Source organism: Streptomyces incanus (assembly GCF_042656345.1).
In the GTDB taxonomy this organism is placed as follows: Bacteria; Actinomycetota; Actinomycetes; order Streptomycetales; family Streptomycetaceae; genus Streptomyces; species Streptomyces incanus.
Genome location: NZ_JBHSPC010000036.1, coordinates 84,601 through 96,815, shown reverse-complemented (window position 1 = coordinate 96,815; position 12,215 = coordinate 84,601). Strand labels below are relative to the sequence as shown.

Annotated in this window: 8 protein-coding genes; 5 read left to right on the top strand and 3 right to left on the bottom strand. The window is 72.6% G+C overall.

Annotated elements, in window-relative coordinates; all coding sequences use genetic code 11:
- Positions 1 to 122: 122 nt before the first annotated feature.
- Positions 123 to 1,445 carry a S1 family peptidase gene (locus ACFP2V_RS13940; protein WP_381210786.1) on the bottom strand — a complete coding sequence of 441 codons (1,323 nt, stop codon included), beginning with the start codon at positions 1,443 to 1,445 and terminating at the stop codon, positions 123 to 125.
- A gap of 632 nt (positions 1,446 to 2,077) precedes the next feature.
- Between ACFP2V_RS13940 and ACFP2V_RS13935 the strand changes: the two genes are divergently transcribed.
- From ACFP2V_RS13935 to ACFP2V_RS13920, 4 genes are all read left to right on the top strand, one after another.
- Positions 2,078 to 2,293 (top strand): type A2 lantipeptide, encoded by a 216-nt coding sequence (locus tag ACFP2V_RS13935; protein WP_381031585.1) that lies wholly within the window; start codon positions 2,078 to 2,080, stop codon positions 2,291 to 2,293.
- A 159-nt stretch (positions 2,294 to 2,452) separates the two neighbouring features.
- Positions 2,453 to 3,259 (top strand): HlyD family efflux transporter periplasmic adaptor subunit, encoded by an 807-nt coding sequence (locus ACFP2V_RS13930; protein ID WP_381210783.1) that lies wholly within the window; start codon positions 2,453 to 2,455, stop codon positions 3,257 to 3,259.
- The gene (locus ACFP2V_RS13925; protein WP_381210780.1) at positions 3,256 to 5,481 is read left to right on the top strand and encodes an NHLP family bacteriocin export ABC transporter peptidase/permease/ATPase subunit; all 2,226 of its coding nucleotides are present in this window, start codon (positions 3,256 to 3,258) and stop codon (positions 5,479 to 5,481) included. Before ACFP2V_RS13930 ends, ACFP2V_RS13925 begins: the two co-directional genes overlap by 4 nt.
- Before the next feature lies 1 nt (position 5,482).
- Positions 5,483 to 8,311 carry an NHLP bacteriocin export ABC transporter permease/ATPase subunit gene (locus tag ACFP2V_RS13920; protein WP_381210778.1) on the top strand — a complete coding sequence of 943 codons (2,829 nt, stop codon included), beginning with the start codon at positions 5,483 to 5,485 and terminating at the stop codon, positions 8,309 to 8,311.
- A 180-nt stretch (positions 8,312 to 8,491) separates the two neighbouring features.
- On the opposite strand, the gene ACFP2V_RS13915 is transcribed toward ACFP2V_RS13920, so the two are convergent.
- Complete coding sequence (locus tag ACFP2V_RS13915) at positions 8,492 to 8,926, bottom strand: subtilase-type protease inhibitor (protein ID WP_381210775.1); 435 nt, start codon at positions 8,924 to 8,926, stop codon at positions 8,492 to 8,494.
- Positions 8,927 to 9,262: 336 nt separating this feature from the next.
- Here ACFP2V_RS13915 and ACFP2V_RS13910 point away from each other — a divergent pair, with 336 nt between their 5' ends.
- Positions 9,263 to 10,432, top strand: a complete 1,170-nt coding sequence (locus ACFP2V_RS13910) for an alpha-hydroxy-acid oxidizing protein (RefSeq protein WP_381210772.1) — start codon at positions 9,263 to 9,265, stop codon at positions 10,430 to 10,432.
- Between the two features lie 98 nt (positions 10,433 to 10,530).
- Here the strand turns inward: ACFP2V_RS13910 and ACFP2V_RS13905 are convergent, their stop codons facing one another.
- The gene (locus tag ACFP2V_RS13905) at positions 10,531 to 12,174 is read right to left on the bottom strand and encodes an RICIN domain-containing protein (RefSeq protein WP_381210769.1); all 1,644 of its coding nucleotides are present in this window, start codon (positions 12,172 to 12,174) and stop codon (positions 10,531 to 10,533) included.
- Positions 12,175 to 12,215 lie beyond the last annotated feature (41 nt).

Sequence of the window (12,215 nt, the reverse complement as noted above, 5' to 3'; positions counted from 1 at the left end):
CGAGGGCGGCGGGCCTGGTCCGGCCTGCTCGGCCCGACCCGGCCCGGTCCGGTTTGCTCCGGGCCGGTCCGGTTCGCTCCGGGCCGTCTTCGGCTGTGCCGGGGGCGGTCAGCGGGATTCGGTCAGTGGGTCTCGGTCAGGCCCTCGTCGCCTGCGCCGTCCTCGGCGCCCTGGCCGGCTCCGTAACCGGCTCCGTCGTCCTGGCCCGCTTCCTCGCCGCCGACTTCGCCGGCCTGGTCACCCGTACCGGCGCCCTCGCCGGCACCGGCGTCCTCACCTCCGGCCTCTTCGCCACCCGTCCGGTCGTCGGCTCCGGCGCCCGCGCCACCCTCGCCGAGGGTCGCGCCGACCGCAGCCAGGGCGGTGGTGACCGGCTGGAAGAAGGTCTCGCCGCCGACGGTGCAGTCGCCGCTGCCGCCCGAGGTCAGGCCGATCGCGAGGCCGTCCTGGGTGAACATCGAGCCGCCGCTGTCGCCGGGCTCGGCGCAGACGTCGGTCTGGATGAGACCGGTGACCGTACCCTCCGGGTAGTTCACCGTGGCGTCGAGTCCGAGGACCTGGCCGTCGGCGAGTCCGGTGGTGCTGCCCATCCGGAACACCTCCTGGCCGACGGCGGCCTCCGCGGCCTCGGTGATCTGGACCGTCTGGCCGCCGACGTCGACGTCGCTCGGCGCGTCGGTGGCCGGGTCGTCGTACCGGACGAGCCCGAAGTCGCCCTCGCCGGGGAAGACCGCCTGGTCGACGGTGGCGATCGGCCCCCCGTTCTGCGCGTCGGACCACTCGTCGGCCGCGACCGCGCAGTGACCGGCGGTCAGGAAGGCGGGCGCGCCGTCGTCGGCGGTGACGTTGAAGCCGAGCGAGCAGCGTGCGCCGCCGGAGAAGATCGCGTCCCCGCCCGAGGCGAAGGTCCTGAACGTGCCCTCGGACTTCTTGATGGTCGCCATGCCGGAGCCGAGGCCCCGCACGGTGGACTCCAGTCTGTCCCAGTTCTCGCCGGTCACCGTGGAGTCGGCGGTGACCAGGATCTTGTTGGTGCGCGGGTCGACGGCCCACGAGGTGCCGGGGATGGTGGCCTCGGCCTTCAGGGTCCGCTTGCCCGCGGCCAGCTCGGTCATGCTGTTGTCTACCTCGCGGACGGTCGCGCCCGCCTTCTTCGCCTGCACGATCACGTTGTTGTCGTCGCCGGGTACGACGTTGACGACGAGCTGCTGCTTGTCGCCGTCGTAGTAGGAGCCGGCGAACGCGTCGCCGAGGAGCCCGGCGAGCTGTGAGGCGAGGTCCGAGGCGTCCGTCGCCTTGAGGGTCTTCGGCGCGGTCGCCGCGTTGTCCGACGCGCCGTCCTGTGACGCGTTGGCGTTGGGGAGCAGGATCGCGGCGGCGCCGAGCGCCACCACACCGCCCACCGCTATCGCGGCCTTGCGCTTCGGAATTCGCTTGTGACTCAAACTTCTCGACCTCCTGGGGGGACCGGAGTCGTGCCGCCGTTCGGCGGCTGTCGGGGGCGCCTGGATGGCTGTTGGTACGCACGGGTCCCGCAGGGCGTTCAAATCCGTTGGCGGTCAGTCGGTTTGCGTCATGGAATCGGCCAACCGGCTCGTCCGGCCCGCACTCGGGCGCCCCGGACACAGCCACGCACCGCGAGCGGTGGCGCACACGCGGTCGCCCCCCGAGGCGGAATCCGGGCTTCGGTGAATCTGCACACCGCGTGCTCAACCCGGTCACCGCAGCCGGGGGTCGTCCACAGGCCGGCCGTACCCCTCGTGCCTTTTGGGTCCGGTGTCGGATTCCCTCTCGAGGGGCGCAAGCGGTGGGAGGGGGCGATGCGGTGACCCCTGTGAAGAAGTCGCCACCGGGCCGTCGCCTTGTCTGCACTCATGGGCGCGACACGGCCGCAAGTTGCCTGGTGAGAGGCCTGGTCGAGTGGAGAGCCGGGCCCGGGGCGTGCTTTGATCCATCGCACCGCAGGCCCGTCGGGACACCCGGTGACGGGGGTCCGGCGCCCGCGGACGCGGTCTTCACTCTGTCCTCAGAGGACCGCTCCCCCTTGTGACATATCCATACGAAGGGAAGTTCCATCATGAACTCCACCCCCCAGGTCGAGACCGTCGAGATCTCCGACGCCGAGCTCGACAACGTCTCCGGCGGCCTGTCCGTGAACGCCGTGAACACCCTCACGGGCACGGTGGACGGCATCGCCCCGGTCTCCGGCCTGGTCGACACGGCCGTGGGCACCGCCGAGGGTGTGACCGGCCTGAACACCGCTCCGGTCACGAACCTGGTCGCCGGTCTCTGATCGCGCCCTTGTGCCGCTGAGCCCCGGAGCCACCCCCGGCTCCGGGGCTCAGCGTTGCCTCCGTCATGCCCGCCGTCCTTGGCGGCCCTTCGCAGTCCGCCTCGGTCCTCGCAGTCCGTCTCCGTCCTTCGCAGAGTTCACACAGGTGAGGGAAGAACCGTGCAGTTCCGCCAACAGGCCCTCGCCAGACTCCAGTCGCCCGAGGAGCTCGACCTCCCGGTGCGTTTCGCCCGGCCGCAGGGCCGGCTCGTGCTCGCCGTGGCCGTGGTCGCCATGGTCGCCGCCTCGGTGTGGGCGGTGACCGGATCGGTGACCTCCACGGTGACCGCACCCGCCGTCCTGACACATGGGCAGGGCAGTTACGTACTGCAGAGCCCGGTCGCCGGCCAGGTCACCGCGGTCCTCGCGAAGCAGGGCGAGCGGCTGCCCGCCGACTCCCCCGTCCTCGAGGTCCGTACCGAGCGGGGTGACACGGTCGTCCGGACCCTCGACGCGGGCCGGGTCACCACGCTCGCCGCCGACGTCGGGCAGATCATCCGGACCGGCGCGGACGTCGCCGCCGTGGAGAAGGTTTCCGGGTCCGACGACCCGTTGTACGCGACGGTGTACGTCCCCGCCGAGAGCGCGGCCGTCATCCCCGCGCGCGCGGCCGTCGATCTCACCCTGCAGTCGGTGCCGAGCCAGGAGTACGGGGTGCTGCGCGGCAGGGTGAAGTCGGTGGACCGCGCCGGGCAGTCGGCCCTGCAGATCGCCGCCTTCCTCGGGGACAGCCAGCTGGGCGAGCAGTTCACGAAGAAGGGCAGGCCGGTGGCCGTCACGGTCGAACTGGAGAAGTCGTCCGCCACGAAGAGCGGTTACGCGTGGTCCTCGGCGGACGGTCCGCCGTTCCCCCTGACGTCGATGACCCTGGCCTCGGGCTCCGTCCGGCTGTCCGACGAACGCCCCCTCGACTGGCTGCTGCCATGACGACGACCACGCGGGAGACCCGCGGCCGCCGCCGGGCCGCCCCGGCCCGGCGCAAGGTGCCCAAGGCGCGCGGGAAGACCGTCCGCACGCCCACCGTGCTCCAGATGGAGGCCGTGGAGTGCGGCGCCGCCTCGCTGGCGATGGTGCTCGGCCACTACGGCCGACATGTCCCGCTGGAGGAGCTGCGGATCGCCTGCGGTGTCTCCCGGGACGGCTCACGGGCCAGTAATGTGCTGAAGGCGGCCCGTGGCTACGGGCTGACCGCCCGGGGCATGCAGATGGATCTGGCCGCCCTCGCCGAGGTGACGGCACCGGCCATCCTGTTCTGGGAGTTCAACCACTACGTCGTCTACGACGGCATGGGCCGCCGGTTCGGCCGGCGCGGGGTGTTCGTCAACGACCCGGGCAAAGGCCGCCGCTTCGTACCGCTGGAGGAGTTCGACGGCAGTTTCACCGGTGTCGTCCTGGTCCTGGAACCCGGGCCGGAGTTCACCCGGGGCGGCCGCAGGCCAGGGGTCCTCGGCGCGATGCCGGCCCGGCTGCGCGGCACGGCGGGGACGATGCCCGCGGTGGTGCTGTCGAGCCTGCTGCTGGTGGCGGTCGGCGCGGCGGTTCCCGGGCTCAGCCGCACCTTCATCGACGAGTTCCTGATCGGCGGACAGACGTCGATGCTGGGCGTGCTGTTCACGTCGATGGGGGCCTGCGTCCTGCTCACCCTGATGCTGACCTGGCTGCAGCAGGCCAATCTGCTGCGCGGCCGGATCATCTCCTCCACCCTGTCCAGCGCCCGCTTCCTGCGGCATCTGCTGCGGCTGCCGGTGACGTTCTTCGGCCAGCGCAGTCCGGCGGACCTGGTGCAGCGGCTGCAGTCCAACGACGCCGTGGCCGAAACGCTGTCCCGCGACCTCTCGGCGGCCGGCGTGGACGTGGTGGTGGTCGTGCTGTACGCGGTGCTGCTGTACACGTACGACCCGCAACTGACCTTCGTCGGGGTCGGGGTGGCGCTGCTGAACATCCTGGCGATGCGGATCGTCATCCGGCTGCGCGCGACCCGTACGGCGAAACTGCGCGCGGACACCGCGCGGCTCACCAACACGGCGTACACCGGTCTACAGTTGATCGAGACGATGAAGGCGACCGGCGGCGAGGACGGCTACTTCCGCAAGTGGGCGGGACAGCACGCCACCACGCTGGAGGAGCAGCAGCGGCTCGGGGTGCCGACCGCCTGGCTCGGCGTGGTCGCGCCGACGCTCGCCACCCTGAACAGCGCACTGATCCTGTGGATCGGCGGCATGCGGGCGGTCGAGGGGCACATCACGGTCGGTCTGCTGGTCGCCTTCCAGGCGCTGGTCGCCCGGTTCACGGCGCCGCTGACCCGGCTGAACGGGGTCGCGGGCCGCATCCAGGACTTCGCGGCCGACGTGGCCCGGCTGAAGGACGTGGAGAACTTCCGGGCCGACCCGCTCCACGACCGTCCCGGCTCCGGCGACTCGACGCGCCGGCTGCGCGGGCATGTGGAGCTGCAGAACGTCACCTTCGGCTACACCCCGCTGGACAAGCCGCTGCTGACCGGTTTCGACCTGACGGTCGGCCCCGGCCGGCAGGTGGCATTGGTCGGCGGCTCCGGCAGCGGCAAGTCGACGGTGTCGCGCCTGATCTCGGGGCTGTACGCGCCCTGGGAAGGGGTGGTCCGGATCGACGACCGGCGCATCGAGGACATTCCCCGTGGGGCGCTGGCCGCGTCCGTGTCCTTCGTCGACCAGGACGTGTTCCTCTTCGAGGGCACCGTCCGCGACAACGTGGCGCTGTGGGACCCGTCGATCCCGGACGAGGCGGTGGTGGAGGCGCTCAGGGACGCGGCCCTGTACGACGTGATCGCCCGTCGGCCGGGCGGCGTCCAAAGCCGCGTCGAGCAGGACGGCCGGAACTTCTCCGGCGGGCAGCGCCAGCGGCTTGAGATCGCGCGGGCGCTGGTGCGGCGGCCGAGCATCCTGGTCCTGGACGAGGTGACCAGCGCGCTGGACGCCGAGACCGAGCTGGTCGTGATGGACAACCTGCGCCGCCGCGGCTGTGCCTGTGTGGTGATCGCGCACCGGTTGAGCACCGTCCGGGACAGCGACGAGATCGTCGTCCTCGACCACGGCACGGTCGTGGAGCGCGGGCGGCACGAGGAGCTGGTGGCGCGCGGTGGCGCGTACGCCGCGCTGGTCAGGGAGCGCTGAGATGACGACGACCGTGCAGGAGGGGCACGGGGGCGACCTCGTGCTGGGCGCGCTCGGGTCGCTGGGCACCCGGGTCGACTGTGCCGGGTTCGGCCGACTGGACCTGGCGGGGCCGCAGACGTTGTGGCTGATCGTTTCGGGTGCGGTGGACCTGTTCGCGGTCGACGCCGAGGAGCAGGGCCACTGGCACCATCTGGGCCGGCTGGAGGCGGGCTCGCTGCTGCTCGGTCCGGGGGCGGGGCCGCGGCACACGCTCGTGGCCCGCCCGCTGCGGGACTGCGTGGTGCACCGGGTCGGTCTGCGCGAGCTGTACCGGGGTGCGGGCACCCAGACCTGGTCGTACGACGAGTACGGGACCCCGCAGTACGTCCCGCCGACGACCAGTCCGCTGGAGTACGCCCTCGCCCTCGGTGTCGGCCGCAGCCTGTCGGTGCTGTTCCAGGCGCCGATGGCCACCGAGCGGGCCACCGCGCCCAGCGACGACGACGTGTTCTGGATGCAGGTGCCGCCGGGCAGTGTGCAATACGGCTCGCTGTACGGGGCCGAGGCGGCGGCCGACCTGCTGATGGACCCCGCGTTGTGGCAGAGCCTGGTCGAGCAGCAGTACCGGCTGATGACCACGCTGGACCGCTGGATCGAGCAGCTCGAGCACACCCACGAAACGCGGACCGCGGCGGGCATCAGGGCCGGTGAGGCGGTCCGCGCCCAGGCCGACCGGACGCTGCTCGCATCGATCGGCACACGGTCGGCGAAGGGGACGACCGCGGCCGACGCGGACGCCACGTACGCGGCCTGCAGACTGGTCGCCCGGACGGCCGGGATCCCGCTCGCCGAGCCGGCCCGGTCGGGCACCGGCGGCGACCGTCTCGATCCGGTCGAGCGGATCGCCCTCGCGTCCCGGCTGCGCACGCGTGCCGTACGGCTGGACGGCCACTGGTGGCGCGACGACGTCGGGCCGCTGGTGGGGCACCGGGCACTGTCCGGGGCGCCGGTGGCGCTGCTGTGGCGGCGCGGCGGCTATGTCGCGGTGCATCCCGCGACGGGGCGTGAGACACCGGTGGAGAAGGCCAATGCCGCCGAGTTCGAACCGCACGCGGTGATGCTCTACCGGCCGCTGCCCGAGCGGCGGCTCGGTCCGCTCGGGCTGATGCGGTTCTGCATGGCGGGCACCCGGGGCGATCTGACCGGGCTGCTGCTCAGCGGTCTGGTCACGGTGGCGCTCGGGGCGCTTGTGCCGATCGCGACCGGGAAGGTGCTCGGCGAGTTCGTACCGAAGGCGCAGACCGGGCTGATCGTGCAGGTGTGTCTCGCGGTGATCCTCAGCAGTGTGGTGGCCGCCGCCTTCATGCTGCTGCAGAACCTCACCCTGCTGCGGCTGGAGGGCCGGGTGGAGGCCACGCTCCAGCCCGCCGTGTGGGACAGGCTGCTGCGCCTGCCGACGTCGTTCTTCACCGAGCGTTCGACGGGCGAGCTGGCGAGCGCGGCCATGGGCATCAGCGCGATCCGCCGGCTGCTGGCCGGTATCGGGCCGACGGTCGCCCAGTCCGTCACCGTCGGCGCGATGAACCTGGGGCTGCTGCTGTGGTTCAGCGTGCCGATGGCGCTGGCCGCGATCGGGATGCTGTTCGCCGTCGCCGCGGTGTTCACGGGGCTCGGGCTGTGGCAGGTGCGGTGGCAGCGGCGCCTGGTGGTGCTCACCAACAAGCTGAACAACCAGGCCTTCCAGACGCTGCGCGGCCTGCCGAAGCTGCGGGTGGCGGCGGCGGAGAACTACGCGTACGGGGCGTGGGCGTCCGAGTTCGCCCGCAGCCGGGAGCTCCAGCAGAAGGCCGGCCGGATCAGGAACCTGACGGCGGTGCTGGGCGCGGTCTATCTGCCGCTGTGCACGCTGGCGATGTTCATGCTGCTGGCGGGTCCGGCGCGCGGCTCGATGACGGCGGCCGAGTTCCTCACCTTCAACACGTCGGTGACGATGGTGCTGACCTCGGTCACCCAGCTGACCGGCGCGTTCGTCTCCGGGGTGGCGGCGCTGCCGCTGTTCGAGCAGATCCGGCCGGTGCTGGACGCGATGCCCGAGGTGCGGGCGGCCAGCACCCGGCCGGGCCCGCTGAGCGGGGCGATCGAGGCGCGGCGGGTGTCCTTCCGGTATTCGGACGACGGCCCGCTGGTCCTCGACGACGTCTCCTTCGAGGTCCGGCCGGGCGAGTTCGTGGCGGTCGTCGGCCCCAGCGGCTGCGGCAAGTCCACACTGCTTCGGCTGCTCATCGGCTTCGACCGGCCGCTGTCGGGGAGTGTGCTGTACGACGGTCAGGACCTGGCCGCGCTCGACCGGTCCGCGGTGCGCCGCCAGTGCGGTGTGGTGCTCCAGCACGCCCAGCCGTTCACCGGCTCCGTCCTGGACGTCATCTGCGGCACCGAGCCGTACCCGCCCGAGGAGGTGATGGCGGCTGCCGAGATGGCGGGGCTCGCCGAGGACATCAGGCGGATGCCGATGGGACTGCACACCATCGTCTCGGGCAGCGGCGCGGTCTCCGGCGGCCAGCGGCAGCGGCTGATGATCGCCCAGGCGCTGATCCGCCGGCCGCGCATCCTCTTCTTCGACGAGGCCACCAGCGCCCTGGACAACGAGACGCAGCGCACGGTGATCGAGAGCACCAAGGCGCTCCGGGCGACCCGGGTCGTCATCGCCCACCGGCTGTCCACGGTGATGGACGCGGACCGGGTGGTGGTGATGGAGGACGGCAAGGTGGTCCAGCAGGGACCGCCGGCCCGGCTGCTCGCCGACCCGGGCGGCCGGCTGCACGAGCTGGTGCGGCGTCAGCTGGCGTGACACGGACGGGACATCTCGGCCAGGGGCTCCGAGCACCTCCGCCCCCGGACACGCCGGAGGCCGGCGGGCGGCCCCACTCCGCCCGCCGGCCTCCCTTGCGGGACCGCACGTTCCGCGAGGAGGTCGGCACTCCCCAGTACCCGACCGCCACGCGGTCACGGGAACCATGCGGTCCCGGTCTCAGAACGCGAGAACGCCCGAACCGTGGGCGTTCATCACGCACTCGTTGGCGAAGGTGCGCTCGTACGAGAGCCGCTGCCCCTGCCACACCCCGTCGACGGTGACGACGACCGGGTCGTACCGCTGGGTGCAGAGCACGCCGTCTCTCGCCGTGAGGGCCTGCAGATCGCCGTCCACCTCGGCCAGTTCCCCGCACGCCGCGGCCGCGGCCGGGTGGGTGCCGGAGGGGCCGGGCGCACAGGTCAGGGTGACCGCGCGCTCCGGTGTGACGGTCATGGCGCTCGTCCCGTGGCCCAGGGTGAGCACCAGGGCCGACGGGGCGTAGAGCGCGGAGGGTGCGCCGCCCGGCGCTGCCGACACGGCCCCGGACAGAGGTGCGCAGACGGCTGCGGCGGTCAGGCCGATGGTGGTGGCCCAGCGCGCGGTGTTCCGCATGGTGTGCATCCTTCCGCTCGTTTCGACGAGTCGCCGGTCCGTGCTCGGTGGTGTCGGACCGGCGAGCGGGAGTCTGCCGAGTCCGCCGCGGAAACACACGTCGACCGGGCCGCTTTCAGTAACATTGCGTATTGAATCAGTGGCGCGAAGTCACGGAATGTGTGGGCGTGAACCCGGTAACCGCACGGCCGGTGCTTGTGCGAAGTGGCCAGATGGCCGAATTTCCGCCACTTCGCGATAGGCCTGAAACATTCCGTTTCCGTTCCCGGCAGACCGTTCCGCGACGCCTTCTGTTCATGATTCAGTCGGCTCGACGAGGAGAGGCGGGGACGTCGTATGGCCAAGCACTGGGCGGACTTCCAGTACGAGATCTATCTGAACGGGATGACGGGTGCCGTGCCCCGGCTGCCCACGGACCTGACCCGGCTGGAGGAGCTGACCGAGCGGCGGCTCGGGCCGGGCCCGGTCGGTTATGTGGCGGGCAGCGCGGGCGACGGCAGTACCGCGCGCGCCAACCGGGCGGCTCTCGCGCGCCACCGGATCGTGCCGCGCATGCTGCGGGACGTGCACGAGCGTGATCTGTCGGTGGAGGTGCTCGGCCGCGCGCTGCCGGCGCCGCTCGCGCTGGCGCCGGTCGGGGTGCTGTCGCTGATGCACCCGGACGCCGAGCCGGCCGCGGCGCGGGCCGCCGTCGCGCAGGGTGTGCCGTTCGTGCTGTCCTCCGCGTCCAGCACGCCGATGGAGCAGGTCGCGGAGGCGATGGGCGACGCGGAGCGCTGGTTCCAGTTGTACTGGCCGAAGGACCCTGAGGTCGCCCGGAGTTTCCTCGGCCGGGCCAAGGCCGCCGGGTTCACGGTGCTGGTGGTCACCCTGGACACTCCCCTGCTGTCCTGGCGTCCGCGCGACCTGGACCAGGCTTTTCTGCCGTTCCTGCACGGGGTGGGCACCGCCAACTACTTCTCGGACCCCGCGTTCCGGGCCGGCCTGGCCAAGCCCGTGCACGAGGACCCGAACGCGGCGGTGATGCATTTCGTCGGCATGTTCTCCGACCCCGCCAAGACCTGGCCCGACCTCGCGTTCCTGCGGGAGAACTGGGACGGCCCGATCGTTCTCAAGGGTGTGCTGCACCCGGACGACGCCCGTCTCGCGGCCGATGCCGGGATGGACGGGGTGGTGGTGTCCAACCACGGCGGCCGTCAGGTGGCCGGGGCCGTCGCGGCGGCGGATGCGCTGCCCGGGGTGGTGGCCGCCGCCGGTGACCGGCTGACCGTGCTGTTCGACAGCGGTGTCCGCACCGGCGACGACGTCTTCAAGGCGCTCGCCCTCGGCGCGCGGGCCGTACTCGTCGGACGGCCGTACGTCTACGGGCTCGGCCTGGACGGGCAGGCGGGGGTCGAGCATGTGATCCGCTGTCTGCTCGCCGAGCTGGACCTCACCCTCGCCCTGTCCGGGCATGCCACCCCGGCCACGATCGGGCCCGGCGACCTCGTGGAGGGCACCGGCTGACCCGGCCGGGACACCGCGCGCCGGGCCGGGGCGGTGGGCTCCCGCGCCCGCTCCCCCCGGCTCGGCGCGCGGTGCGTGTCATCGCACCGGCGCGCCGTTCACGTAACCGGCCCGGCCGGCTCCGTGTGCCGTACCGCCGGGGTACGGGTGCGGCTGATCGACAGGGCCTTCTCGGCCGAGGACACCGGGTCGGTCAGCCAGCGCTGGTTCTCGGTCCGGTCCCGCACCCTGATGACGATGTCGGCGTTCGCATCGGGGGCGGCCGGGGTGAGCGCCAGCTGTTCGTCCCAGCGGGGCAGCAACTCGCCCTGCCCGGTGAGGTCGTAGCGCACGTCCTCGGCCCGGTTCTCGCCGGCGTCGGCGCAGGTGGCGAGGACGACGACCCCGGCGTCCTTGTGCGCGTCCAGGCACAGGCCCGGGTCGGCCACGCTGCGCAGCAGCCCGTCCTCCTCGTAGGTCCACTGCTGGCTCAGCCGCGAGGAGCAGCCCGTGAGCCGGGTGCCGGCGCCGTCCTGGGGCTCGCCCCGGGTGTCGAGGCACAGGCCGGAGGCGACGTTGCGCAGGAGGGCCGGCTGCGGCCCCGTGGGCAGTCCGGCCACGCCCGGCGGGGACTCGGTCGGTACGACCCCCCGGCCGCCGGCCGCGCTGGTGACGCCGGTCGGGTCGGTGCCGCTGCCGTCGGGTGAGGAGCCACCGGCGATGAGCACGCTCACCAGCACGCCGGCCGAGACGGCGCCGAGGCCGGTGAGCAGGGTCCTGGTGGAGCGCACGGCATCCGGGAGTCCGAGGCCGGTGAGGCGGGCGGGGGCGGGGATCCGGGACAGCAGGCGGGGCCGGCTGCCGCCGGACGGTCCGCCGCCGGACCGGTGTCCGCGACGGGCGGCGCGGCCGCCGCGCGGGCCCGGGGTCGCCCGGCCGGGGCGCGAGTCGAGGTAGCGGCGGGCGCCCCAGCCGAGAACGGCCTCGGCGACGAGCGTGCCGAGGCCGCCCTCGAAATGGCTCAGCTGCTCGGCCGCGTTCCGGCAGTAGCGGCATTCCTCCAGGTGCTGCTGGACATCGGGGAGCAGTGTTCCGCCGCGGCGGATGGGGACGTCGAGGAGCCGGTTGTAGAACCGGCAGTCCTTCGTCGGCGCGAGTTCCTGATGGGCGTGGACACAGCCCTGACGAAAGGTGTCACGCGCCTGTTGGAGCGTGCCCGAGGCGATGTCGGGGTCGATGCCGAGGAGGCCTGCCGGGACGGATATGGGTTCGGCCTCGACCTCGACGTGCCAGAGCACGCAGCGGGCGAGGGCGGGCAGGGACCGGAACGAGCGCTGGGCGAGCGTGCGGTTCTCCGGCGTCATCGTCCTGGCCGCGCGCATGCCGCGCCCGCCGGCCGGCTTCAGCAGTTCCGGCAGGGCACCGGCGGTCCGGTCGTCCGAGGCCCATTCCCGGACCGTGTCCCGTACGGCCACCAGCAGCACGGGGCGCAGGGCGACGGCCGGTTCGCCGAGGGCGACCCGGTTCAGGACGCGGTGCTGTGCCGCCGCGGTGACCATGGCGGCGGTCGGCCCCGACGAGGCGAGGCAGACGGTCGCGTAGTCGTGCATGGCCGGCCAGTGACGTGCCGTCAGCATCGCGACGGCATGGGTCGCCTCGCCCTCCGGACGGCCTCGCAACCGTGCGGCGAGGGACTCGTCGGACTCCCCCGGATCCCCTCCGGGAGGGGGATGAGGAGACCGAGGGGAATGAGGGGTGGGCACTGAGATGGTTCCTTCCCACACACAGGTGACACAGAAGTTCT